Here is a 26,582-nt window from a genome sequence, read left to right as displayed (position 1 = left end):
AGATTAAGTTGAACCACACATTTTTAACCAATTTCGAGCATATGATGTACTCTTCCATATGTTCATTTCAATATTGCTTGAATCCAAAGTAAAAAACAAAAATTATTTAAAATGATTCTTCACCACTAGTTTTCCATTAATTCCATTTTTTTTTTGCAATTCAATCATTTTTTTATCAAAAAATTATTATCAAAATAGCATATATCCTCAATCAAAATAGTACAAATGTATCGTTACCAATAAACACCCGATATTTTTCACTGTAGATTTAACACTTTAGTATTGTTATTATTATGAAGTATTTTTTAGAAAGGAGGTTTACTTATGTACGATTCTTATAATAGCAATGATATCGATGCGGCCATAGGTGGTTTGTTTCTTATTTTTATGTTAATTTGCATCGTGGTGGGTCTTGTAGGCTATATTATTAGTTCTCTTATTTATTATAATGCATCTAAAACAAATGGCTTTAGTGATGTAGCTTATATTGCTTGGATTCCTATTATTAACGTTTATAGCCTATTTTTATTAACTGCTACGGGTGATGATGATGCAACAGTTCGTGCAAACGCCAAAAAGAATGTTTTAATTTATGCTGGATTACTACTTGTTTCATTTATTCCGTTTATTGGTATAATTGCTTCTTTTGGTCTTATTGGCTATGCCTTGTATTTCATGTATCGACTCTTTTATCGTTGGTCAGGTGAAACCGGAAGAGCAGTACTTTATATTATTTTAACGGTTATTACTTTCGGGTTATTCTATTGTATCTATGGCTTAATGAGAATGAATAAACCATTCGTTGCATAATTACTGATGCACCTTTAAAGTGAGATTTTAATCGGTGGGGATTCTTCATCCCCACCGATTATTAGTTTTCACCCTCCTTTGCTTTCGCTGCATTTTGAGGTGGGCGTTTTATACGTGGCGCTTCGCATTCGTTACAGATCAATTACTGCCTGTTAATGTATGACAAAAAACTCTTTTAAAGGTTTTGAACTTATTTATACGATCGTGTCACCTGAACGTTAGAAAAGACTTCTCTTTAAACTCCGCGCTTAATCCATCGATACCCTAGTACTACCTACACCTATTCAAAAAAAGCTCAGCTTCTCTCTACGCGTCTACCTCAACAAGTGTATCAATATCGCCCTTCTCTCTCGCAACTAAATGATTGGTTGCAAGGCTTACTACAATAGCTACTGCAAAGTTAAAAATAACAGCAATCATTCCTGTGCTGATGTCATTAATTACGTGTGGGATGTTCGGGAAAAAGTCAATTAGTTTATGTGATGTTATAGCACTATATAGTACGATTCCTACACCGGTAAAAATTCCTGCCATTGCACCGATTTTGTTAAGTATGCGATTTTTATAGAAACTAAACAGGAGTGCTGGGAAAAGTTGTGTGATTAAGCTGTATGACATAATGTTTAAGATTGCTAATGCATCCCCTCCAGTAATCGTGAAAATGAATGCAACCAATATTATAGCGAACACAAATATTTTTGAAGCAAATAACTGTTGGCGATCTGTTGCCTTAGGTTTCACAAGCTTGTAAAATCCAGTCATTAATCCGATTGAAGCAGACATTAACATCACTGATGCGGGTACTAAAGCAGTTAATAACCCAGCAGCACCGACAACGCCTACTATCCATGGATCAAATGTTTGAATCGTTAATCGGAGTAATGATAAATCTCCTTCAGCCCCTTGTAATCCTGGAATCTCTACAATGGCTGCAAAACCAATGAAAAATGCGAATAAGAGTAATAGAGTATACAAAGGTAAGGTAATGGCATTTTTCTTCAATGCTTTTGCACTCTTAGATGAAAATAATACTGAAAAACTGGTTGGTAATAAATAGAATCCAAAAGCATTTAATAAAATAGTTGAGACAAACCAAGAAATACTTAAACCAGAACTAGCGAGAGTTAAGCTTTCCGGTTTTATTTTTTCTACAGCTTCAAATAGAGGTTGTATGCCTCCAAAATAATGGTATGGAATATAAATTCCTAAAAATACAATGACGCCTAATATCATGATATCCTTTAATACTGCTGTCCAAGCAGAGCCATGGATACCCGAAATAGTAACATAAATTGTAATAATTATAGCACCAATAGTACTAGCCATAATTGGGCTAATCCCTCCATAGGAAGCCTCCGAAACAATAATACCTAACCCTTTTAATTGTATAACTAAATATGGAATCAATGCGATAGCACCCAAAAACGATACAACTAATCCTAATATCGGACTTTTATATTGGGAAGCAAAATATTCTGGTTGAGAAATTATATGATGATCTTTAGCATAGTTCCAAATCTTTGGTGCAATCCAATAAGATAAAACATATGCTAAACAAATATATGCGGGTACATAAAAAGCAGCGGCTCCATTCGAATAAGCCCAACCACTACCACCAAGGAATGTAAAAGTAGTATAAACTTCTCCTGCAATTAGTAGGAAAATGAATAATGTCCCAAAACCCTTATTACCAACAGCAAATTCATCGACATTCATTTTTTTTCCACGTGTTGCTAGTATACCAAGGAAAAGAGCAATCAATGCAAATGCAAAGATTATCAGTAAAGCTATATTCATTATTCATCGCCTCCTTGGTTTTCAGGATCCAATTTATACACAATCGCTAACACTAATGACGATAATATCATCCATAAAGTAATCCAGAACAGGAGAAACGGTAAACCAAAAATATACGGCTCTATTTTATTTGCAAAGGGCAAACATAAGCACATTCCAACAAACGGTATCAACAATAACAGTTTAATGTTTTTCATATAAGCCTCCTTGGAATTTCTTTTTATCGTCCAAAAAAGTAGTGTTACCCTCAGTTTAACGAACATAATCCTGGAAATTCGGAGTTCAAATACCGATTCATAATGTATAAATATCTTTTCTACGGATACGATCTTTATAAGTTGTAGCAGCCCCATTTTTTCGATTTTCGTAAAGATCTTCAAGAGATAGTTCAGCTGTAACAACTGTACTTGATTTACTTGTAGTTTCTGCAATTACGCCATTTTTTGTCCAAGGTAAGTCAGCAGGTCCTATAATGGCGGTGGTCCCAAATCCGTTTTGAATGGGTCCTTGGATTTCGCCAATCGTAGGGCAATGAACGACATAAAGTTGGTTTTCAATACTTCGTGCATGAGCACAATGACGAACTCTCCAGAAACCATATTCAGAGAACGTATAGGAAGGGCAAAAGATAATATCTGCACCTTTTTGACTATATATATGTGCAATTTCTGGAATCTCTATTTCATAGCATATGGCAATACCAAATGTTACTGGTCCAATTTTGAAAACTTCTAATTCATCTCCCTCTATAGTGTTGCAAGCAGATTCAGCAGGAAAAATATGTGTCTTCCGATGTTTTAATACATTGCCATTACCATCAAAGATATAAGTCGTATTGTAATTTCCTTTATTGGTCGGTTCAATTGTAGAACCTGCAATAATAATCTGTTTTCTTTGTTGTGAAAGATTATTAAAAAATTCAAGGTAGTCATCTAAAAAGAAACCTAATTTCTCATGATCTTTTTCTGTGAATTGATTGTAATTGTTATAAGTTGTTAGTAAAGACATGGTGAATAACTCTGGTAAGAGTACATAATCACTTGTAAGTGGCACATCATTGAATGCATGTAAAACTCGATCTTTAAAGGTAGAGAAATGATCAACTTTTTGCAATTCAAATTGACAGCTTGAAATTTTTATTGTCATAAGAGCCCCCAGCCTCATTCCTATATTTTCGTTTTAGAGCGTTCGAAAAGAATATCACCATCTAGTATTGTTAATTCGACTTGAATTTCTTTTAAATCTTGTGGAAGGGTTTTCAAAATACTGCGATCAAGTACAATCATATCTGCTAATTTACCGGGTTCTAAACTACCCTTTATATCCTCTTCAAAACTTGCGTATGCACCGTTATAGGTATATAGACGAATGGCTTCGAGAACATCTATTTTTTGTCTTTCACCAAATGAAGTTCCATTGGCAGTGAGCCGATTGACCGCTGCGTGAATGCCAATAAAAGGATTGTAGGTTGTAACTGGTGAGTCTGACCCAGCAGCTGCAATAATTCCTTGATCAATAAAGTCTCGTGCAGGGTACATAAAGTCCGTACGTTCACCGTAATTCGTTAAATAACTTTCACCAAATTCATATGGGAATGGTGGATTAGGTATTGGAATCATCTTTAACTCTTTCATTCGTTGCTGTAAATCAGGACTTGAAATTCCAGCATGTTCAATGCGATGTCTATGGTTTTCACGAGGATTTTCTTTTAAAGCGCGTTCTACAACATTCAAATACGATTCAATTGCTTGATCACCTTGTGCATGTACAGTAATTTGATAGCCTAATTCATGTGCTTTACCAAGTACTTCATAAATTTCATCCTCGGTGTAATATAAGATTCCATGATCGTCAGGATTACTTGTATAACCTTCACGGGTAGCAATAGTCGGGCCAGTACTACTCCCATCTGTAAACAATTTAGCAGGACCCACTTTAAAGAATTCATTTCCAGTTCCAGTTAATACCCCAGATTCCATCATATTTAATGTGAACTGCCTACAGTCATTTAAAGTAGCAATCATCGCATAGACACGAATTTTCAAGTCTCCTTTTTGGGAGGCTAATTGTAATATTCGGTAACTTTCTTTTGTAAACGTTCCTGCTTCATGAATACTTGTAATGCCACCTTTTAAGAAATGTTGCTGCGCGTTTTGAATGGCTTGATAAACTTCTTCATTTGAATAAGATGCACACTCATTAAACTGCATATATGCAGTTTCGATCAATCGTCCAGTGCGTTGACCTTTTGCATTTCTTTCAATTAAACCTCCTTGAGGATCAGGAGTTGTTTCGTCAATACCTGCTAGACGTAAAGCAACTGAATTGACAATTCCGATGTGACAGCAAGTACGGGTAATGACAATCGGGTGGTCGATCGTAATGTTGTCCAATTCTTCAAGAGTAGGATATCGTTTTTCCTTCACCGTTCGTTCATTGAAACCGCTAGCGCGAATCCACTGCCCCTTTGGTGTAGTAGCAGCTTTGTCTTTTAAAGCAGTCAAAATCGCATCTATGGAATCCAACCCAGGCTCTTTACAGCTGATACTGAGATGAAAAGTACCATACGTGACCAAATGTAAGTGAGCATCAATAATTCCAGGTAGAATGGACTTTCCTTCCAAGTCAATTACTTGTGTAGAATCACCAATTAATTCTTTAATCTCCTCATTCGAACCAACTGCTACTATTTTGTTATCAGAAATCGCTAAAGCCTCTCGGATAGAATCTTGTCCATCTACAGTAATTACTTCACCATTTAAAAAAGCAATATTAGCTTTCATATAGATCCTCCTTGTTGTATAAATTGAATATTCAGAAAATATTAATTGTGTTGCACTATTCATTTATTTTACTAAAAATAGATTGTCTTTTATTTTTACAAAAGGTAATTAATTTTACTTTTTTTTAGACAAAAGGTTAAAAGGGTTATTTCTACGTAACTATCAAACAACCTATCAAATACCACCACTTTTTTGAAAAAGAACTAAATAACAGAAAAAATATGCTATATTATAGTTAGAAAATTTAGAATTTCTGATTTTAAATGACAAAGGGGTTGGATGATTGTGTATGAAAATATTTTAAGACACCCAGGACCTACGCCTATTCCGAAAAAGGTCCAGCTTGCGATGAATCAAGATATTATTAGTCATCGCAGCAATGAATTTGTGGATCTTTACCGTGAAACAATCGAATTAGTGAAACCTATTTTCGGGACAAAACAGGACATTTTACTACTTCCCTCAGGCGGTACAGCTGCTTTAGAGGCTGCAGCTGTTAATACTGTTTCTGCTGGTGAAGATGTTGTTGTAATCACTGTTGGGGCGTTTGGAGACTATTTCGTTTCGATTTGTGAGAAATACGGTTTTCATGTACATAAGCTTGAAAAAGATTGGGGGCAAGCTTGCACAGCTAACGAGCTACGAGAATTCTTGCAGCCGTTAAAAGATATTAAAGCTGTTTTTATAACTTACAATGAAACTTCGACTGGTATCTTAAACCCAATTGCTGAATTAGCACAAGTTGTTCGTGAGGAAACGAGTGCATTATGTATTGTCGATGGTGTAAGTTGCATTGGTGGTGCTCCTGCTGAAATGGATGCTTGGGGAATCGATATTCTTGTTACTGGGTCTCAAAAAGCGATGATGCTACCTCCAGGTCTCTCTTTAGTCAGTGTAAGTGAAAGAGCTTGGAAAGTCATTGAAGAAAATAAAGCACCGTCCTATTATTTGAATTTATTGAGCTATCGTAGCTGGGCAGCACAAGGGATGACCCCAAATACGCCTACGATTACACTAATATATGGTCTTCACGAGGTATGTAAACTTATAGAGGAAGAAGGAGGCTTTGAAAAAACAATTGCCCGCCATGAACTAATGAAAAACATGGTGCGCAATGCAATGAATGCCCTCAATATTGAACTTCTCACTAATGAAGAGCATGCCTCTCCAACCATTACAGCAATTATGGCACCTAAAGGCATTGCACTTGGCGATTTCTTGTCACATTTAAAGCGACAATATCATTTGGATTTCGCTGGAGGCCTCGGTCATTTACAAGGTAAAATTTTCAGATTCGGTCACATGGGCTATTGTTTCCCAAGCGATATTCTACAGGTCATTTCTTTAATGGAAGCTGCACTTCAAGACTTTGAATACGACTTTGAGCCAGGTGCAGGTGTACAGGCAGCACAAGAAGTATTTTTAACCGCTCAGCGAAAACAATTGCAACGATAAAGCTTTGACGAAATGAAAACCTCCAAATCTTTGTATGGATTTGGAGGTTTGATTATTATTTTTACAGGTTGAGAAATTCTCTCGCATTTGTCAGTTATCATAATGAAGGATTGATTTCCGTTTCATTGTAAGAAAACGATACACCTAAGTAAAATTGCAATTTCAGCCAATACTACACAGCAAGATCAACTGAATAATCTTTTACAGCGTGAATTATGCAAATGAGTACATTTTCAAAAGCTAAAAGTGTTATACTAATAAGCACGTTATAAATTGAGGAGTTAGACAGTATGAAATATTTTAAACCACAAATGCAGCAACTTGTGAAAGAAAACCGTGAATTACATGATCGCCTAAAAGAGTTAATGTCCGAAATGGATTTGCAAAAAAATTATGCTTTAAAAGCTCTTTATCACGCTGAAGTAGCGGACGGTGGACGCTATCAGCAAGATTATCAAGCGTTGGATTATTTATATAAATAACAGCAAAAACACTTCGAACAATTCCTATTAAACAAAATAAAAAGACAGAATCCACTCTTTTGATTAAAATGAAAGCTCTCACTCAACCATACCAAAGGAGCATATCTGTCTAATGAATAGATTAACAAATCAACAAAGGGTTTATTAAGTGGCAATTGCCGTTTTACTTTCCAACGATGTGATGTTTTGAATAAATTTGCGATCAAATTTTTAAAAGTAATAAACGCAAGAATGTTGATTCCGATAGCATTCTTGCGTTTTCTCATTAACTAACTACCTTAATCAATAATTCTTCCTACTTGCACTGCCTTTGCCATGTATTCCTCACGCATCTCCTTCGGCACCATACTGCCACCTGTTGCCCATACAAGATGGGTAGCTTGCTCCATCTTATCTACTAAATCATGCTTTTCTAAATAATTTTGTCCATTTTTCATTAACTGAATGGGTCCGAACATCCCTGCATGTGCAGATGGCTCTAAAAATAGACCTTCCGAATTCATAGCCAACCCAAGTGACGTAAACAATTCTTCATCCTTCACTGTATAACATCCACTAATATATGTTTTCATTACTTTTCCTACGAATTTTGAAGCACGTCCGACAGCAAGACCATCCGCTTCGGTTTTATTATCAAGACCGATATCTTCTACGCTGATTTCATCATGTAAGCCTGTCATCAAGCCCATTGTCATACAAGGGGATGCTACTGGTTCAGCAAAGAAAATATGGGCGTGTTCTCCAAAAATTTCACGGATTCCGTACGCAACCCCACCTGGTCCACCTCCTACACCACACGGTAAATAAACGAACAATGGATGCGCATTATCCACTCTAATGTTCGTCTTTTCAAATTGTGTTTTTAAACGCTTTGCTGCGACCGCATAGCCTGCAAATAAGTCTTTTGAATTTTCATCATCAATGAAATGGCACATAGGATCTTGTTCAGCCTCTCGGCGACCTTGTTCAACAGCCACGCTATAATCGGCCTCATATTCAATAACTGTCGCACCTTTTTCTCGTAGTAAGGCTTTCTTCCACTCTTTTGCGTCACTCGACATATGTACAACGACATTAAAGCCGAGTTTTTTGCCCATAATGCCGATACTCAGTCCTAAATTACCAGTAGAACCTACGGCAATTGTGTACTGCTGGAAGAACGTTTGAAAATCTTCTGTGGCCAACACCGCATAATCATCGTCTTTTGTTAGCCTTCCACTAGCAATCGCAAGCCGTTCTGCATGTCTTAATACTTCAAAAATACCACCACGAGCTTTAATGGAGCCTGAGATTGGCAAAGCATGATCACATTTTAAGATAAATTGACCTGGGATTAGAAGATCAAATTCCTTCTCAAGTGCTTTCTTGATCAATGGTATTTCTTGAATAGATGATTCAATGAGTCCTATACTTTCCAAAAGCTCCGGGAATGCTACAGTTAAATAGGAAGAAAAACGTTTAAGTGTCTCTTCTGCCTCCCCAACTTCCTCCATTGAAAAAAGATTTGTGCTCGCCTTTTTTTGCCAATTCGTATTCTCCCAAAGTACAGTATCCTTATTTGCTAACTCATTTAGTCTCGGAAATTGATTTAATAGTTCGTGTTTTAGTTTATTTTTCATCTTCAGATGCCTCCATTTTTTGGGCTAAAATTGCTCGTTCACAAATTTGTCGAAATTTCAATTCGAACGAAATATTGTTTTCTTGCGTTCGTTTTTTAGGTCCCCTCGTACGTCCACCAGCACGTCTAATCTTTTGTCCAACATGGCGCATATCGAGCAAACGTTCGATATTTTCATCGGACATTTCTCGTCCATTTTGATCAATTGGATACCCCCCTCTTGCCAAAACCATTGCTGCTAAACCGTAATCCTGTGTAATGACAATATCATGCTTTGAAAGCGCATTCACTAGCGTGAAATCAACCGAATCTGGTCCTTTGGGAACCATAATTGTTATTACATTATCACGTTCAATACGGTGAGATGTATCGCAAAACAAGATTGTTTCCATCTCAAACTCAGATGATATAGATAGCGCTAAATCCACTACTGGACAGGCATCAGCGTCAATTAAAACCTTCACAATAAAGCATCATTCCTTTCTCATAATTAGATCAATCAAGCAGTTGGTTGTTATTTAAATATAATAATTTTTCAATTTCCCTTGCTCATTTTTTCACAAACTCAAGGTCTTTGTATAAAGTATTTTATTGAATAGTTTGAAAAATAGATATACGATACAACTATCAACTAACTGGAGGTTTTTTACTATGACAATTACAACTGTTAGCAACGAACAATTAGCCAAAGAATACGTAGATGGCGTATTCGAGCAATTAAAACAACAGAACAGTCATCAAGCGGAGTTCTTACAAGCTGCTGAAGAAATTTTCATTTCATTAGTGCCTGTATTTGTACAACACCCTGAATATATTAAAGCTAATATCTTATCTCGTATCATTGAGCCAGACCGCATCATTTCCTTCCGTGTTGCTTGGCAAGATGATAACAACCAAGTTCAAGTAAACCGTGGTTATCGTGTACAATACAGCAACGTAATGGGACCATATAAAGGTGGTCTTCGCTTCCACCCTTCCGTTAACGAATCAATTATCAAATTCTTAGGCTTTGAACAAATCTTTAAAAATGCTTTAACAGGCCAACCAATCGGTGGTGGTAAAGGTGGTTCAAACTTCGATCCTAAAGGTAAATCAAACTCTGAAATCATGCGCTTCTGTCAAGCATTCATGACTGAATTATACCGCCATATTGGTCCAGATGTCGATGTTCCTGCTGGTGATATCGGAGTTGGAGCTCGAGAAGTAGGTTATTTATGGGGTCAATACAAGCGTTTAACACATGCAAGCGAATCTGGTGTATTAACTGGTAAAACTCCTGGATACGGTGGTTCTTTGGCTCGTAAAGAGGCAACAGGTTATGGCACAGTATATTTTGTAAACGAAATGCTAAAAGATGCCAATGATTCATTCGAAGGTAAAACAGTTGTAGTTTCTGGCTCTGGTAACGTTTCAACATATGCAATTGAAAAAGCACAAGCTTACGGTGCAAAAGTTGTTGCTTGCTCCGACTCTTCAGGCTACGTTTACGATCCAGATGGTTTAGATCTTGAAGCAATTAAAGAAATTAAAGAAGTAAAAGGCGATCGTATTTCAACTTACGTAAACTATCGTCCAGATGCAACATATACAGAAGGTTGCACAGGTATTTGGACTATTCCTTGTGATATCGCGCTTCCATGTGCTACTCAAAACGAAATTAACGGTGAATCAGCTCGCACATTAATTTCTAATGGTGTAAAAGCGATTGGTGAAGGAGCTAACATGCCATCTGATCTTGAAGCAATTAACGAATTCTTAGACGCTGGCGTTTTATTCGGACCTGCTAAAGCTGCTAACGCGGGCGGTGTTGCTGTATCTGCTCTTGAAATGGCGCAAGATTCTAGCCGTGTATTCTGGTCATTTGAAAAAGTAGATGCTAAATTACATCAAATTATGAAAGATATTTACGCGGACAGTAAAGCAGCTGCTGAAAAATACGGTTACCCTGGGAACCTAGTAGTAGGCGCGAACATTGCCGGCTTCGTAAAAGTAGCAGATGGTATGCTAGCTGAAGGCGTATATTAATAACATTCTTTTTTCATTCAACTCCACCTAAGATGGTAGCGAACATTCGTTATCATCTTGTTTTTTTAGTATAAAGAAAGGTAATAAACATAAAAACAACTACAAAAACGAACATTTTTATTATTAAATATTTAAAATATTCGTGTTATAATAATGGAGTACTATGAAATATTGGAGGGTTTTTTGTGGAATTATTGTATACAGGTAAAACGAAAAATGTGTTCAAATTAGAAGATGGTCACTACTTATTAAAATTCAAAGATGATGTAACTGGTGAAAACGGCGTATTCGACCCTGGTGCTAACACTGTAGGCTTAACAATCGATGGTGCAGGACTTGCTGGACTTCGCTTAACTTCTTATTTCTACTCAAAATTAAACGAACAAGGTGTGCCTACTCACTATGTTGATGCAAACTTCGAGGATGCAACAATGACAGTAAAACCTGCTACAGTTTTCGGAAAAGGCTTAGAGGTTATTTGCCGCTTCAAAGCAGTTGGCTCTTTCCTTCGTCGCTATGGTGCTTACGTAAAAGAAGGACAAGATTTAGATTCTTTCGTAGAAGTTACCATCAAAGATGACGATCGCCTTGATCCTCCTATTTCTGAAGATGCATTAGCAATGTTAAATCTGTTATCACACGAAGAGTATGCAATTTTAAAGCAACGTACAATTGAAATTGCTAAATTTGTTGCTGCAGAGCTTGCAAAAAAAGGATTAACACTGTACGACATCAAATTAGAATTTGGCCGCGATGCGAAAACAAATGAAATTTTATTAATAGATGAAATTTCTGGCGGAAATATGCGTGCTTACAAAGGCGAACAATATATCGAGCCTTTAGAACTAGAAAAAATTATGCTTGCTGAATAAAAATAATACATTCATGAAATTCAAAATTAGCCTTGTTAATCTACTATTAACAAGGCTATTTTAATGCTTCAACAAAAGACCGGTTCACTTGTAGCCTGTGGCGGAAATAAGGGTTCTTGAATGGATAAAAATGTGTAATCAACACACCTGACAGAATGATTGACTTTTAATGTTTGAGTACCCTTTTTTAATAAAAAAAATAATTTTTTTTGAAACTTTTCATTAGCATAGCCGTATACTAACTATACGCATAATGCAATTTTCTATTCTTTTGGAGGTAGTTTAATGGAAAACTATAATGACACACCACAGGCGAGGACAAAACTAAATCCATTTCTATCAGCTTGGATACACCCTAAACAAACTGCACGTTATATGATTGATGAAAAATCAATTGGATTTGCGATTCTTATTATGTCAATTGGCTATATCGGTTCTTCGTTATCAGGGCTTATAGATAAAGAAGCTATATCAGATTTTTCTCCTTGGTTTATGGCACTACTTTGTGTGATATTTGCACCAATTGCAGGGATTATCGGTACAGGTTTCTCAACGCTAATATTTTGGCTGTTTGGTAAGATTTTCAACGGGACTAGTACATTCACAGATTTATTTAAAGCTTTAAGTTTACCTGCTATCCCATTCATCGTTCTTCTACCACTTTACTTAATTTGGCTAATTACATCCCCTGAAACGTTAATGAACACTAGCTCTACCGAAACAATACCTTGGTTATTATTAATAACTGGTTTTATTAGCTTTGTTCTAGCAATCTGGTCATTAGTTATCACAGTAGGTGTTGTGGCAGAAGCTCATCAATTTGAAATTTGGAAAGCGATATTGACTGTTATTATCCCTTCTATTATTCTGTCCATTGTTTTCGTAGTTTTGGTTTTCATTATTATATTTGGCATAATCGGTATTAGTATGATGTAAAAAAATCTCCCCTCTCAATAACGAGAGTGGGAGATTTACTTTTTAAATTGAGCAATTATTAAACTGAAAGTACTGTATTTTGTTGGAATAGTTCTGATACACCTGACTCAACAGCAGCACCACTTACAGCACGTGAAACAATTGCAACTACCCGCTCATCTAATGATTTAGGCACGATATATTCCTCTGTTAATTCCTCGTCACTTACAAGGGATGCAATCGCTTCAACTGCGGCTAACTTCATCGCTTCATTAATATCCGTTGCTCGCACATCCAATGTCCCACGGAAAATACCAGGGAAAGCAAGCACATTGTTAATTTGGTTTGGATAATCTGAGCGTCCCGTTCCCATTACACGTACACCCCACGCTTTAGCATTTTCATACGTAATTTCTGGATTTGGATTTGCTAGTGCAAACACGACTGGATCTTCATTCATAGAAGCAATATGCGCTTCTGTTAATAAATTTGCAACTGATACACCGATAAAGACATCAGCACCCAGTAGGGCATCCTCCAATGTTCCATGCAATTTTTCTGGATTTGTTAAATGGGCAACCGTTTCTTTAATTGGATTCATCCCTTCAGCGCGCCCTTCATAAATAAGACCTTTTGTATCACACATATAAATATTTTTATAACCCATTTGCACAAGAATACGTAAAATAGCAATCCCCGCTGCGCCTGCGCCGTTAATGACAACCTTCATTGTTGCCACATCTTTTTTTACAATACGATTAGCATTAATCATCCCTGCACCTACGACAATCGCCGTCCCATGCTGATCATCATGGAACACCGGAATATCACATTCTTGGCGGAGACGATCTTCAATTTCAAAGCATCTTGGTGCTGAAATATCTTCTAAATTTACAGCACCAAAAGTTGGAGCAAGCGCCTTCACAATGCTGACGATTTCATCCGTATTCTTCGTATCTAAACAAATAGGAAAAGCATCAACATTGGCAAAACGCTTTAATAAAATCGCCTTCCCCTCCATTACTGGTAATGCTGCCTTCGGACCGATATCTCCTAATCCTAGTACCGCAGTACCATCTGAAACAACTGCCACCATATTTCCTTTCATAGTATAGTCGTAAACAAGTGATGGATTTCTTTCAATCTCTATACAAGGTGCAGCTACCCCTGGAGAATATGCAAGACTTAGATCATAGGAATCTTGCACAGGTACCTTTGAAATCACCTCTAATTTTCCACAATAATGCTCGTGCATTTCTAAAGCCTTTTTCATAACATCCATTCAATCCCATCCTTTTCTTATGAATTATTATATATTTTAGAATCATAATACTTTGTGAAAGTAAAGTCAACGAATTTTCTGTCAATTTTATTTTTCGTTAGAAATAAAGGCATTTACTATCGATAATACCACTTTTTTATCTTGTTATTACTTTCACAATCAATTATTTTAATATAATTAATTGATTGGTTTCCATCTGAAAAAATGTACACATATCGCCATTCAGGCTGTTCAACTTTTCACATAGTATTTTTCTTATGTAAAAGAGAAATTTTTCACAAACTAATGTAAGCGCATCCATTATTACATCTAGTTTCGTCACATTTTCTTCACATTTTTTCACAAAGCTTTTTATTATTTCATTCTAACTAACAAAAAAGAGCCCTTATATAAAGGACTCTTGCCTAAATTGGTTGATAAAAGCGGTGATAATATGTTTGGAAGACCACTGTTCCCCTGATACTTTAGTAATCGGATAATCACGAACAAAGATTGCTTTAGTGATTTCTTCTACTGAATAACCTTTATTAAACAATTGCTTGACATTACCCTCCATGTCTTCTAAATAAGCTATTTTTTCTTGTATTTTTGCTCGACCATCCGCTATATAGCCTGCATGACAGCAATACACTTCCTCAAAATCATAGTTTAATATTTTCTTTAAAGACGCCAAGGTATGTACGATATTTTCTTCATCAAGGACAACCTTTGTTTTCGTCTGTATATACAAATCGCCTGTAAACATAGCACCTGTTTTACGATTGTAAAATGATACATGATCTGTTGTGTGTCCCGGTGTTGCAATAACGTCCCATGTTGCTGTATTCGTTTGCAATGTATCGCCAAATGGTTGCGCTACAAAAGCCGGTCGTTCTCCCCATAATGCCTGTCGATAAATTGGATAGTCTCCATCCTCTGCACAAATACTAACCGAATCACGATGAACAAAGATTGGTACACCCTTATGCTGTTGAATCCATGCTGCATTTCCTGCATGATCCTCATGGGAATGTGTCAGTGCCACTTGTTCAATCGGTATCTCGTTAAAAAAGGATTGGAACTCCTGTGTCAGTGAGTAAGAACCTGTATCAATTAATAACCCATCGACAAAAAAGCAATAAACACTCAATCCAAAACCATCAACTGCTACTTTACCGTGTGAACATTGCACATCTCGATTTCGTTGAATTTCTATACTTTTCTCTCGTTTAAACATCATTTTTCCTCCTCCCCCCCTTTGTAAAAAGAGTGTAACACAAAATGAATAGTCAGTCATTTTAAGAGTACATAACAATTCGCATCGATAGATGATTACTATTAAAACTCTCAGTATTACTAGAGAGACCATTACAATCATTAAAAAAGTCCATCTTGCTGAAGCAGAGGGTAAAATCCACATATATTGTTTCATAATTGCTCGTTCTGGCGTGCTATCCACGATTTTGGTGAGTCTATCCATCATTTTGACGGTTCTATCCACGACTTTGGCGGTGCTATCCACGACTTTGGATTTTTATCCGTCGCTTTGACGATTCTATCCGTCACCTTGGCTCTTCTTTCCGTCGCTCTGATTTCTATCCGTCACTTTGGCTCTTCTTTCCATCGCTCTTGCCTTTCTTTCCGTCGCTTCGGCTTTTCTTTCCGTCGCTCTGATTTCTATCCGTCACTTTGGCCCTTCTTTCCATCGCTCCTGCCTTTCTTTCCGTCGCTCTTCTCTTTCTTTCCGTCACTTCGGCTTTTCTTTCCGTCGCTCTGTTTTCTATCCGTCGCTTCGGCTCTTCTTTCCGTCGCTCTTGCCTTTCTTTCCGTCGCTTCGGCTTTTCTTTCCGTCGCTTCGGCTTTTCTTTCCGTCGCTCTGATTCTATCCGTCACCTTGGCTCCTCTTTCCGTCGCTCTTACCTTTCTTTCCGTCACTCTTGTCTTTCTTTCCGTCGCTTCGGCTTTTCTTTCCGTCGCTCTGATTCTATCCGTCACCTTCGCTCTTCTTTCCATCGCTCTTGTCTTTCTTTCCGTCGCTCTTGCCTTTCTTTCCGTCGCTTCGGCTTTTCTTTCCGTCGCTCTGATTTCTATCCGTCACCTTAGCTCTCACTCCCCCTTTCCACTCCAATAAAAAAAAAAACGCCCACCGAAGTGAGCGTTTCGTCTTTAATCAATTATTCATTTGTACCTTTTTCTACATCATATTCTGTAATCCAGTCACTAAAGCTGCCTACATACAGTTGAATATTTTCATAACCTTCATCTGCTAGCACTGCATACAATGGTGATGCTGTAACACCGCTGCCACAATAAACAACTACGTGCTCGTCGCGTGCAACTTTGCTACGTAACGCATCATTGGCTTGCAATTGACCATCGGATTTTAATTGCTCCCAGTCAAAGTTTTTCGCCGTTGGAATATGCCCAGCTACTTTATCAAGAGGCTCTATTTCACCACGGTAGCGAACTGCTGCACGCGCATCTAACAACGTCGCATTTACCTCTCCATCTACAATGGCTTTTACCGCTTGACGTGGAGCATACAATTCATCTTGCCAAGTAAATTCAATCGTAGTTGGTGGGTATTTAATAATATCTTTTGTGAACGATATCTTTTCCTCAAGAGCGGGTGCACCGCCATTCACAATCACTACATTCGGAAAGCCTGCATACGTCAGCATCCACCAAGCACGCGGTGCAAATGGTGCAGCTCCTTGATCGTAAACAACAATTTGGTCTTCATAGCGTAACCCTAATCCTTGAAATACGGCCGCTAGCTTTTCCTTGTTTGGCATTGGATGACGACCATTGTTGGACTCCATATCTGACAGCTCTTGCTCTAAATCAATATAAATTGCTCCTGGTGCATGCCCTTCTTCAAATGCTTTTTAACCTGCTTCTTTGTCTTGTAAATCAAAGCGAGCATCTACGAAACGGGCTCCGTCTAATTGAATTTCCTCAACTAATTTGAATACTTTTCCCAAGTGAATCACCTCACACGTATTGTAATTGAGCGTAAATATCTTTCCAAGAAGCTAAACGACTTTCTTCTTGAAGTGCCAGTCTTTCTGTGGCAATTTGTTCAAGAGCCTGATGGTAAATATACAGACGTAATTTCTCTGCTTCCTCAGCAATAAAAGTAATGGCCCATGTCATGAGAGATATTTTCTGTGCATCTAAGTAGTTTTGCGCATCTGGTTTCGTTAATACCTCAAGCGCCTCACTTAGCTTCACTTTTTCATTCTTTTCAAAGAATGCCTTCGGATTGCGGAAATGTGATTTCACCCCTGCATATTTCACGATATCTGTAAATGGTCCTTCAAAATCAAGCAAATCTGGCTCAGAAGGTTCAAACGCTAAAAATGAGAAGCTGCGGTTTAATTCTTTAAGCTCACGTACTTCATCTTTAAAGCGCAGTTGCATCTTCTTACTTATAAACTGTGATAAACGGAAGTTTGTTACTCGCATTTCTTGCGTAAAATCAAATCGTAAGCTTTGCATTACTTCCTTTAATGCACGCTCTAAAGCTTGCTGAGCTGGCATTGCTGCGAATGTTGACGGATTGTAGCCTTCCTTAAAGAACTCTGGGTAACGATAATACACGCGCTGAAGGACATAATACAGTAATTCATCAAGCTCTTGCTTCGTTTCACTTTCTAGCATACTTGTATTGAGCGTATTGAACTTCGATTTAATATGCTGTTCAAGTGTTGTTAATTCCTCTAAACGCTCGTCTTTACGCTTTAAGTTCTCTTCTGTCTGTGCAATCAAATCACCTAAACGTTGTTCCGTTTTATCGACTTCCTCTGCAAGTGCCTGCACAGCCAATGCACTTAATTCATCATTTAAGAACGTGTGGAAGGCATCTTCGAAAGGTGGCATACCTGATGTTAAATCAGCACCCTCTACTTTTTCTTTTAAAGCCATTAAGCTCGACACACCGTAAAGTCGAGGGAAGCGAATGCCAAAGCGTTGTAACTCTGAACGTACATATCCTTTTACATCTTCCTGCTCTTCTTCTGTTGTCGCTAAATCAATCGCATTGACGATAAAGAACATCTTATCAAGTTCGAAGGCGTCCTTCACACGTCCTAGCTGAATTAAAAACTCACGGTCAGCTTTTGCAAATGCATGATTATAATAAGTAATAAACAAAATTGCATCAGCATTACGAATATATTCAAACGCAACACCTGTATGACGCGCATTAATAGAATCTGCTCCTGGTGTGTCAACAAGTGTCACACCCATGCGTGTTAACGGACTATCATAATAGAAATCAATATTATCAACAAAGCATGATTTATTTTCTTGTGCAACAAATTTTTCGAACTCTTCACGATTAACACGTAATACTTTCCCAAGCTCAGACTTAAATGTTGGGAATCCTTCTTTATATGCACGAATAAATGATTTATGCACATTTAAGCGTTCGTCCGTTAGCTGCACCGCAAGTCCTTCATCTGCACGATTAAACGCTTCTTCTAGAGTAGAAACTGATAAACCAACTGCTGCATACGAACCTTGGATGTCCTCAAGCATTTGGTCAGCTGTTTTTAACAGTACATCGGCTGTTTCATGCGGATGCTCTGGTGTCACAGGACGAATTTTATTAATAGCCGCCGTTGTAGGGTTTGGTGATACAGGTAAAACCTTGGCACCCATTAAGGCATTAGAGAATGAAGATTTCCCAGCACTAAATGCACCGAACAGCGCGATTGTGAAATCCTTTTTCTGTAATCGTTCTACCTTATTTTCTAAGTAAGTTGCTACTTCCGCAAAGCCTTGTACCTCTTTTACAGCATTTGCCGTATGAAGTGCACGCTTAACCACACCTTCAATAGGAAGACTTGTTGCACTAGCTGCTTGCTGTGCCTCTTCTTGCTGTAACGCTTCCTCTTTTGGTTTTAACATTGATTCATCAAATAATCGAATCTCTGCTAAATCTTTCTTAAAGGCATTGTCCCAGTTTGTAAGCTGTTGATTTGCCAGTTTACGAATTTCATTACTCGCCTGATGCATAATGCTTGCACTATATTGCTGGTAACCCTCAATTTCAAGCACTGCATGAATGGCATCAACTTTCGCTTGCATCCCTGCCATTTTTAATTTAGATGGAGCAGCCGTTTCTGTTGCTACCGCCTGTAATGTTGAGGCTTGCGCATCCTTCCAATTATCTGTTTCCTGGATATAGTAGCGCTTAGTCGCCTCTGCCACACGATTAGCAAAATTTAACACAGCATCTCCCGTTAAAATTGCACCTACTTGTACATGCTGCTCAATAAGTGAAAATGGTAATTCAAAGGCGTAGGCATCAATAGCTGTAGCACGTTCTTCATTTAACGCACCAACATCCTTTATCACCTTTTTCATCAACCCTTTTAAATGTCCAGTAATTTGTGCATGTACAACGTTTTGATAAGTGCTATAGACGTCTTCTTTGCGGCGGTTACGCTCTTCCTCTGTTTTTTTCTTGGCGGTAAATAAGCCTCCCACCTTGAAGCCTTCTTGCTGACTTTCTAAATACAGACGTAATTTATCGCGTAAATCTGCAGGCATAATCGCTGCATTCGCAAGTAGTTCTTTACGTTGCTCTTCAAACGTTTCATTCCATGCCTCTACTGAGAACAATTCAACCTGACGATTTAATTTATTGTACTGTTCTAATATATCTTTATGGTGTGCCCAATCATCGGCACTTAAAACATCTTCATCGATATCTAAACGATCCTGTCTTTCTTCCGCTAAATAATTGTCATGCTCACTTTGTAATAAACGCAATGTATTTGATGCAGTCTGTACAAGCTGATCCTGCCAATCATTCATACTATCCATAACGATTTTCTTTACGACCTCAAAATCGTTATAAGGGTGTTCGGGCTCTCTTAAGGAAGTGAAAAATACGCCTTTTGGTACTACTCCCCAAGCCGCAAAAGAATTGTGAACCGTTGCTTTAAATTCCTCAAAACTTAATTCGTTTTCTTTATGCTTATCAATCATGTTAACGATTAAATAAACGTTTGGATTGTACTTCATTAATTGCTTAGTAAATTGGAAATTCAATTCCGATTGCACGTGATTGTAGTCCATAGTATAAAATACGATATCAGCAATATGAAGAGCTGACTCAGTTGACATACGGTGTGCATCATCTGTTGAATCGACACCTGGCGTATCCATTACAGTGACGCCTAGTGGTAATGTCGATGTGCTATGTCCAATTTCAATTTGTGACACGAGATCCCCATTTTTACTTAGCTCTTTTACCGTTTTAAAATCATAGCCTGCTTCAAATTTCACAGGTTTTTCATTGTGCATATAGACAATCGCAAAGTCTTCGTCTGATTTATGGACTTTTACGATATTGGCACTCGTTGGAATTGGACTTGACGCAAGTAAGTCTTCACCTGATAATGCGTTAATCATACTCGACTTACCAGCAGAGAAATGACCTGCAAAGCCAATAACATATTCTTTTTGCTGTATTTTACGTGCAAAAAGTGATGTCTTATCCATACGCTCTGTATCATCATTATGCTGATAAATTATGTATTGTAACGCGGCTTGCTTTAAAAGCCCCTCCAACTGTTGTTCAAAATCATTCATAAAACCAGTAACCCCTTTATTCATATTAATCAATTTGACCTTCATTCAGTAATGTTTAGAAAGGAACTATAACCGCATTCATTTTACCATTTCAGAGGTGGTAGTTTCTCTGAATGAAGATAATCATAATTAGTATTCTACCTTATTCGACAAGCAAAGTATAACACTAATTTACTTTCAAAAGCATATATATCAGGGTTTCAGACGTAATATTTGTACACACGGTGTTGGAATAAAGCATGATACTTCTAAAAAAACTACTAATTTCTATTTCATAAAGGATGCATATCTAATAAGCAAATAATTTTCTTCATATTTTAAGGTGAGGATCAATAAAGTTAATAAATTGTTTGATGAGCGATTGCATCACTAATAACAATGAAAGCTATGGGGGTAACAATAAATAAATGGAGTGATAAAATATGGTGAATTATAGGGAACACCAAAAATTCGAGCGACAATGGGCATGTGATTGTGAAGAGCGTTTTATATGGCCTCGTATAAAAGTCAGCACCATTCCTACAGTAGCCCCTCTCCCAGTCATTGAGCCTAATGGAGAAATTATTCCAACAGTCAATAGATATTTCTATATTGTTACATCAGATATTGATTTGACTAATGGGGCAACTCTACCAGCTAACCTATTTTTCCATGACAACGGGAATCTAATAACTGAATTTTCAATTTTCAATCCGAATGGCTACGTCAATCTTTATATCAATGGTGTTATGCAGGAGGGGGGGATATATACCATAACTACAACCTCCCTAACCGTGAATCCTTATAATTCAACAATTTATAGAGGAACACCAATTATTATAGAATCATTAGGATTTTCTACAAAATAAAATAAGAATCATCGCTTTGAAAGGGGGTGAAAATAAGTGGCACTTTCCATTATCAATATCCATGTAAATGTTTCAGGTACTTCGAGAAGATTTTTTCATGTTTTAGCTACACCCTTAACAATCACAGATGGTACAACGGTTGCTGCTACTACCTTCTTAAATGATAGCGGTAATGCTGCAACTACTTTTCCAATCGTTACAAACGGTTACTATAATTTATATATAAATGGTGTGCTTCAAGAAGGTGCATCCTATACAGTTTCTGCTACAGAATTAACGTTTCATACTGTTACAGGCGCTATCTCTGCTGGAACACCAATCGTTATTGAAGCTGTAGAGTTAGTGACTACAATTTAGTGTTCTTGAATAAATTGGGTTGGGATGTATATGTAATCGAATACTACAATAGTATAGGAACACTACTTTCCAATAATATACCTTCCTATAATTAAAAGTGGATGCCCTACATTTTAGGGCATCCATCCATCCATCCATCCATACTACTTATATCGTTTGACGCTTTAATTCATAATTTTTTTGCATAATCCAGTGCATATGAGTCTTCCCCGTGTATACATATTGTTTGCACGGAAATTTTGATTTTCTTTTGCTGTAGACCTAACTTCATTCGATGTCAAAATTCCTTTGATATGTATAAGCATTTGAATTTTCTTCATTAAATGCAACACGAATTGTGCGTCGGCAAATCCACATCGTATGAGAAAAATCAATCATTTGTTGCGCGAATTGTCTCCTCGATGCAGAGCCTAATACAAGTTATTAAATCTTGAATATTCCATCCCGGTATTTTTCCATGCTGAATCGCCAAATCAAATGACGCAGGAATATGTATAAATCCAGCACGTACATCTTTATATTGCTTTGCGTAAACTAACCCTTCATACATAATATTATTACATAAATAGGTTCCTGCCGTATTTGAAATTTCCGCTGGATACCCTTCTTTACATAATCGATTCACCATATTTCTGATCGGTAAATTCGTTATATAGGCGTCTACACCGCCATCATAAATACGCTCATCTACTGGTGTATAACCATTATTATCTGCTTCACCATCTTTAACATTAATCGCAATTCGCTCTGGCGTAATTTTAAAACGTCCTCCAGCTAGTCCTAATGAAATAATGATTTGTGGCTTTATCTCAGCAATATATTGTTTCAGCTGCTGAGCAGATTGCTGAAAATCTACAGACAAAACCCGGCCTACAATTTCATAGCCACCCATCTTTTCTCCATTTAACTTTTCTACAATTTGCATTGTTGGATTAATTTTATATTCAAGAAATGGTACAAACCCTGTTAATAATATTTTTGTCATTTTTTTCACCTAAATTTCTATTGAACATTTTTTCATTGTTTCATAACCGTATGGATTTATTTAATTTTAAAACAGATTTCAGAAAAAACAAACAACTTTTTTTGCATTTTATTGCAACGATAGGTTTAAAATTAATAAAAAAGCATAACCCAAAATTACTCGGGTCATGCTCTACCTGTATGAAAATGGTCGTTATTTACGCCACTTTTATCTAAATATTAGAACCGCTAGCTTCCGCTACAATCAGCATATACATTAGCAAAATAAAAAACTTTAATAAGCCAACAATAAACCTATTGTTCCCTAATCAACATGCCTGGTTTTCTTATTTTAAATGTGCAGTAGCCTGTTTCATGACGTATTTCCCTACTCCTATATAGATAGCCACTGTTGCTCCAATAAATACGAATGTCATTGCCGACCGCTCCTTTTTTATAAAAAATTTGGACTAAAGAATTATTTTTATATAGACGTACGCATCCACTTATTGAATTTGAAAATCATTCTCATTAATATAATATAAATTTCCCATTAATTCGTCAAGACATACTTTCATCTTACCCATTTATCATGGTAAGATGTAGAAAAGTCGGAAAAAGGATGCGGTAATGATGAGTAATTCGAAGTACTTTCAAACTATTTTAAACGGGACAATTCACGCTTTAAAATCGATCCTACCTATGGATATTGAAGTGAAAACGCCAAATATAATTTCTGAACCCTTTCAACAACAGCAAATGGGTGTTTTAATTGGCTTAATAGGAGATTTAAAAGGCCGTGTAATCATCGATTCTTCGCCTGAAGTATTTAGTGGCATCGGCAATACTATGTTTGGTATGCCTCTTGAAGGAGAAATGCTAGAATCTTTCACCGGAGAGTTTGGAAATATGATTGCAGGTAATTTATGTACAACCGTAGGACAAGAAAACTTAGAAATTGATATCACACCGCCAACAGTCATGGTTGGCAATACAAAACTATATGGCTTTGATAAGGCATTCGTACTTCCTGTTACAATTCCAAACATTGGTGCACTAACAGTTCTATTGACGATTGAAGAAGGATAATAGAACGATAGGATATCGAACTCTTCCAAATAATATATCCTATGTACTGCAATTTGCATCTATGAATACGCATTGTCATTCGCATTAATTAGTAGAGGCTACACCATAAGCCTTGAACCAAATTTACTAATAGTAAAATTTCTAGAAAAATAAGAGATTTTAATAAAATTACTCCAATTTCAACTTTAATTCACGCCATCTCAATGACTATTGAGGTGGCTTTTTTAAATCCTCTCCTCAATATTTCACATTTCCTTCACATAATTCGCTAATATGTGTGATTTTTTTCACATCTAAAGAAAATTTATTTATATATCATGTCAATTAGAAAGACCACAATAAAAGCGTAGGAGGAGCAAAAATGGCAAATAAAAAAAAACCTGATGAAAATTTAAAAGGTTCACTCTATGCGGTATTTGGAGTAGGCATCATGATCATCTTGCTTTGGGTGTACTGCTTCAATTTGTTCATCGAACGTTTTTAATCTACTAAGAAGGGACAGAGACTTATGCACTTACATAAGTATGAGAAATATTGGCTTGTGTTTGGAGTTACAACTTTAGTAGCATTCCTGATTATTCTCGGCATCGGTGCATTTCATCAAGGTTCACATCCGAACGTTGGTAAAAAAACACTAGATTATGAGAAAGTAAAAGAATTTCCACCTTTCGATAATCCCGGTGTTCATAAAGTCGAAGGTAAGGATTGGGATTATGAAGTTGTTGTTTTAGCATCCGCATTTTATTATAACCCACCTGAAATTGAAGTTCCGCTTGGCGCGAAAGTGAAATTCATTGCAACTAGTGAAGATGTGATGCACGGTTTTGAGGTTGCAGGTACAAATATTAATATGATGCTTGAACCTGGTTATATTTCTGAATATGTAACAGAAGTAAATAAAGTAGGCGAATTTTTAATTGTATGTAATGAGTACTGTGGTACAGGACATACGATGATGCACTCTATGCTAAAGGTGGTGGATCCAAATGAGTCTAAATAATAATTTGACAAAGGTGGATCATCGTGATGCGAAGCTTGCGATGGCACATATTTACGTGGCATTCATCGCATTATTATTAGGAGGTCTTGCAGGTTTATTACAAGTTTTCGTACGCTCTGGTCAATTCACATTACCAGCAGGCATTGGTTACTATCAAATTTTAACCGTACACGGTGTTTTACTCGGACTTATTTTAACAACGTTCTTTATTTATGGTTTCCAAATTGCTAGTGTTAGCCGTACGTCAGGGACATTTACAGCTAGTCAACGTCGTCTTGGCTGGATCGGCTTCTGGTTAATGACAATTGGTACAGCAGCTGCCGCAACAATGGTTTTACTTAACAAAGCAACTGTTTTATATACGTTCTATGCTCCACTGAAAGCTCACTGGATTTTCTATTTAGGCCTTACATTAGTCGTTGTCGGTTCTTGGGTTGGCGGCGCAGGTCAAATTTTACGATATGCACAGTGGCGGAAAGAAAACAAAGGAAGCGGACAACGAAGCCCATTACTATCATTTATGGTTGTTGTCAACAATCTCATGTGGTTCGTAGCAACTCTAGGCGTAGCTGTTTCTGTTCTATTCCAGCTACTCCCATGGTCTTTAGGCTTCATTGAACGCGTTGACGTAGCATTATCACGTACATTATTCTGGTATTTCGGTCATGCTCTTGTATACTTCTGGTTATTACCAGCTTATATGATTTGGTATGTTGTTATTCCAAAGGTTATTGGCGGAAAAATTTTCTCTGATTCTTTAGCAAGACTTTCGTTTATGCTATTCTTAATTTTCTCTGTACCAGTTGGGATCCATCACCAATTAACAGAGCCTGGTATTTCTAGCACATGGAAATTCATTCAAGTTGTTTTAACATTTGCTGTAATCGTGCCATCCTTAATGACCGCCTTCTCGATGTTTTCAATGTTTGAATTACGAGGTCGTGAATTAGGTGGTAAAGGGCTTTTCGGTTGGTTTAAAAAATTACCATGGGAAGATTCTCGTTTCTTTGTGCCATTTATCGGTATGGTCGCATTTATTCCTGGTGGTGCAGGCGGTATTGTCAATGCCTCTTACCAAATGAATCAATTAATCCATAATACCATTTGGGTGACAGGTCATTTCCATTTAACAATTGCAACAGCCGTCGTATTAACTTATTTCAGTGCGGCATTTTGGTTAATTCCACATTTAACAGGTCGTACACTAACTAAATCTTTAAACAATCTCGGTAATTTTGCTGGTATTTTATGGGCAACTGGTATGACAATTATGTCCTCCGCTATGCATATCGCTGGTCTATTCGGTGCACCTCGCCGTTCTGATTACTCTGAGTATGGTGGTGCTCAACAAGCTTATGATTGGATTCCTTATCAAATTGCGCAAGCAGTTGGTGGTACAATCCTATTCATCGCCATCTTAGTCATTATTTATATTGTGGTGAAATTAGCTTGGTTTGCGCCAAAAGGCGAAGAGGAATTCCCAGTTGGTGAAGTACATGAAAATGGCGGAACGACACCGGCCATCTTAGAAAACTTTAAAGTATGGCTTGTGATTTTAGTAGCATTAATTTTATTTGCCTATACAATCCCAATTTTCGATATCATTGCTAATTCCCCTCCTGGCTCTAAAGGCTATCAACTTTGGTAACAATGTTTTGTATCTTCATGAAAAAGCGGATGGGACATAACTAGCCGATATCC

At 37.1% G+C, this 26,582-nt stretch carries 23 protein-coding genes and 1 pseudogene; 13 read left to right on the top strand and 11 right to left on the bottom strand.

Going from position 1 to position 26,582, the window contains the following annotated elements; translation table 11 throughout:
• The first annotated feature begins 324 nt into the window (after positions 1–324).
• Positions 325–810, top strand: coding sequence for a hypothetical protein (locus tag AB9L17_RS08205; RefSeq protein ID WP_068982707.1), 486 nt, complete (start codon positions 325–327; stop codon positions 808–810).
• 306 nt (positions 811–1,116) lie between these two features.
• Here the strand turns inward: AB9L17_RS08205 and AB9L17_RS08200 are convergent, their stop codons facing one another.
• The 4 genes from AB9L17_RS08200 to AB9L17_RS08185 form a co-directional block, all read right to left on the bottom strand.
• Entirely contained in the window at positions 1,117–2,607 is a 1,491-nt protein-coding gene (locus AB9L17_RS08200) for a sodium:solute symporter family protein (RefSeq protein ID WP_375200371.1), read from the bottom strand.
• On the bottom strand, positions 2,607–2,804 hold the full coding sequence (locus tag AB9L17_RS08195) for a DUF3311 domain-containing protein (protein ID WP_068982709.1): 198 nt from the start codon (positions 2,802–2,804) through the stop codon (positions 2,607–2,609). The genes AB9L17_RS08200 and AB9L17_RS08195 overlap by 1 nt, the downstream gene beginning before the upstream one ends.
• 97 nt (positions 2,805–2,901) lie before the next feature.
• The gene (locus AB9L17_RS08190; RefSeq protein WP_068982710.1) at positions 2,902–3,753 is read right to left on the bottom strand and encodes a nitrilase-related carbon-nitrogen hydrolase; all 852 of its coding nucleotides are present in this window, start codon (positions 3,751–3,753) and stop codon (positions 2,902–2,904) included.
• Between the two features lie 20 nt (positions 3,754–3,773).
• Positions 3,774–5,390, bottom strand: a complete 1,617-nt coding sequence (locus AB9L17_RS08185; protein ID WP_375200370.1) for an amidohydrolase — start codon at positions 5,388–5,390, stop codon at positions 3,774–3,776.
• Between the two features lie 285 nt (positions 5,391–5,675).
• On the opposite strand from AB9L17_RS08185, the gene AB9L17_RS08180 reads away from it, so the two are divergent.
• Entirely contained in the window at positions 5,676–6,845 is a 1,170-nt protein-coding gene (locus tag AB9L17_RS08180) for a pyridoxal-phosphate-dependent aminotransferase family protein (RefSeq protein WP_375200369.1), read from the top strand.
• A gap of 290 nt (positions 6,846–7,135) precedes the next feature.
• Positions 7,136–7,327 carry a hypothetical protein gene (locus AB9L17_RS08175; RefSeq protein WP_049666523.1) on the top strand — a complete coding sequence of 64 codons (192 nt, stop codon included), beginning with the start codon at positions 7,136–7,138 and terminating at the stop codon, positions 7,325–7,327.
• A 278-nt stretch (positions 7,328–7,605) separates the two neighbouring features.
• Here the strand turns inward: AB9L17_RS08175 and AB9L17_RS08170 are convergent, their stop codons facing one another.
• Complete coding sequence (locus AB9L17_RS08170) at positions 7,606–8,946, bottom strand: D-serine ammonia-lyase (protein ID WP_375200368.1); 1,341 nt, start codon at positions 8,944–8,946, stop codon at positions 7,606–7,608.
• Positions 8,936–9,409, bottom strand: a complete 474-nt coding sequence (locus AB9L17_RS08165; RefSeq protein ID WP_368637383.1) for a YaiI/YqxD family protein — start codon at positions 9,407–9,409, stop codon at positions 8,936–8,938. The genes AB9L17_RS08170 and AB9L17_RS08165 overlap by 11 nt, the downstream gene beginning before the upstream one ends.
• Before the next feature lie 187 nt (positions 9,410–9,596).
• On the opposite strand from AB9L17_RS08165, the gene gdhA reads away from it, so the two are divergent.
• From gdhA to AB9L17_RS08150, 3 genes are all read left to right on the top strand, one after another.
• Positions 9,597–10,970, top strand: coding sequence for an NADP-specific glutamate dehydrogenase (gene gdhA / locus AB9L17_RS08160; RefSeq protein WP_068982715.1), 1,374 nt, complete (start codon positions 9,597–9,599; stop codon positions 10,968–10,970).
• A 185-nt stretch (positions 10,971–11,155) separates the two neighbouring features.
• Positions 11,156–11,842, top strand: a complete 687-nt coding sequence (locus AB9L17_RS08155; protein ID WP_375200367.1) for a phosphoribosylaminoimidazolesuccinocarboxamide synthase — start codon at positions 11,156–11,158, stop codon at positions 11,840–11,842.
• Positions 11,843–12,127: 285 nt separating this feature from the next.
• Positions 12,128–12,778 carry a Yip1 family protein gene (locus AB9L17_RS08150; RefSeq protein ID WP_068982717.1) on the top strand — a complete coding sequence of 217 codons (651 nt, stop codon included), beginning with the start codon at positions 12,128–12,130 and terminating at the stop codon, positions 12,776–12,778.
• A 58-nt stretch (positions 12,779–12,836) separates the two neighbouring features.
• Here AB9L17_RS08150 and AB9L17_RS08145 read toward each other — a convergent pair whose 3' ends face one another.
• Both AB9L17_RS08145 and AB9L17_RS08140 read right to left on the bottom strand, forming a co-directional pair.
• Positions 12,837–14,039, bottom strand: coding sequence for an NAD(P)-dependent malic enzyme (locus AB9L17_RS08145; RefSeq protein WP_375200366.1), 1,203 nt, complete (start codon positions 14,037–14,039; stop codon positions 12,837–12,839).
• Positions 14,040–14,424: 385 nt separating this feature from the next.
• Positions 14,425–15,258: an MBL fold metallo-hydrolase gene (locus AB9L17_RS08140; protein ID WP_068982719.1), complete on the bottom strand. Its 834-nt coding sequence runs from the start codon at positions 15,256–15,258 to the stop codon at positions 14,425–14,427.
• Positions 15,259–15,441: 183 nt separating this feature from the next.
• On the opposite strand from AB9L17_RS08140, the gene AB9L17_RS08135 reads away from it, so the two are divergent.
• On the top strand, positions 15,442–16,149 hold the full coding sequence (locus AB9L17_RS08135; RefSeq protein ID WP_375200365.1) for a hypothetical protein: 708 nt from the start codon (positions 15,442–15,444) through the stop codon (positions 16,147–16,149).
• Between the two features lie 43 nt (positions 16,150–16,192).
• On the opposite strand, the pseudogene AB9L17_RS08130 reads toward AB9L17_RS08135, so the two are convergent.
• Both AB9L17_RS08130 and AB9L17_RS08125 read right to left on the bottom strand, forming a co-directional pair.
• Positions 16,193–17,002, bottom strand: a pseudogene (locus tag AB9L17_RS08130) (sulfurtransferase).
• Between the two features lie 10 nt (positions 17,003–17,012).
• The gene (locus AB9L17_RS08125; protein WP_375200364.1) at positions 17,013–20,624 is read right to left on the bottom strand and encodes a dynamin family protein; all 3,612 of its coding nucleotides are present in this window, start codon (positions 20,622–20,624) and stop codon (positions 17,013–17,015) included.
• A 422-nt stretch (positions 20,625–21,046) separates the two neighbouring features.
• Between AB9L17_RS08125 and AB9L17_RS08120 the strand changes: the two genes are divergently transcribed.
• Together AB9L17_RS08120 and AB9L17_RS08115 are read left to right on the top strand one after the other, a co-directional pair.
• Positions 21,047–21,472, top strand: coding sequence for a DUF4183 domain-containing protein (locus AB9L17_RS08120; protein ID WP_223554992.1), 426 nt, complete (start codon positions 21,047–21,049; stop codon positions 21,470–21,472).
• A 36-nt stretch (positions 21,473–21,508) separates the two neighbouring features.
• Positions 21,509–21,829: a DUF4183 domain-containing protein gene (locus tag AB9L17_RS08115; protein ID WP_223554991.1), complete on the top strand. Its 321-nt coding sequence runs from the start codon at positions 21,509–21,511 to the stop codon at positions 21,827–21,829.
• Positions 21,830–22,199: 370 nt separating this feature from the next.
• On the opposite strand, the gene AB9L17_RS08110 is transcribed toward AB9L17_RS08115, so the two are convergent.
• Positions 22,200–22,814 carry a pyroglutamyl-peptidase I gene (locus AB9L17_RS08110; protein WP_068982726.1) on the bottom strand — a complete coding sequence of 205 codons (615 nt, stop codon included), beginning with the start codon at positions 22,812–22,814 and terminating at the stop codon, positions 22,200–22,202.
• Positions 22,815–23,425: 611 nt separating this feature from the next.
• Here AB9L17_RS08110 and AB9L17_RS08105 point away from each other — a divergent pair.
• From AB9L17_RS08105 to AB9L17_RS08090, 4 genes are all read left to right on the top strand, one after another.
• The gene (locus tag AB9L17_RS08105; protein WP_068982727.1) at positions 23,426–23,881 is read left to right on the top strand and encodes a chemotaxis protein CheX; all 456 of its coding nucleotides are present in this window, start codon (positions 23,426–23,428) and stop codon (positions 23,879–23,881) included.
• 361 nt (positions 23,882–24,242) lie between these two features.
• Positions 24,243–24,365 carry a hypothetical protein gene (locus tag AB9L17_RS08100; protein WP_263297538.1) on the top strand — a complete coding sequence of 41 codons (123 nt, stop codon included), beginning with the start codon at positions 24,243–24,245 and terminating at the stop codon, positions 24,363–24,365.
• A 24-nt stretch (positions 24,366–24,389) separates the two neighbouring features.
• Positions 24,390–24,881, top strand: a complete 492-nt coding sequence (locus AB9L17_RS08095) for a cytochrome B5 (protein ID WP_068982728.1) — start codon at positions 24,390–24,392, stop codon at positions 24,879–24,881.
• A complete protein-coding gene (locus tag AB9L17_RS08090) occupies positions 24,868–26,529 on the top strand; it encodes a b(o/a)3-type cytochrome-c oxidase subunit 1 (protein WP_375200363.1) in 1,662 nt (553 codons plus the stop codon). Before AB9L17_RS08095 ends, AB9L17_RS08090 begins: the two co-directional genes overlap by 14 nt.
• Positions 26,530–26,582: the final 53 nt, after the last annotated feature.

Origin of the sequence: Lysinibacillus sp. RS11 (genome assembly GCF_042019215.1) — a bacterium.
GTDB classification, from domain to species: Bacteria; Bacillota; Bacilli; order Bacillales_A; family Planococcaceae; genus Lysinibacillus; species Lysinibacillus xylanilyticus_A.
Note: the sequence above shows the minus strand (reverse complement) of the source record. Positions and strands in the feature narration are given on the sequence as shown.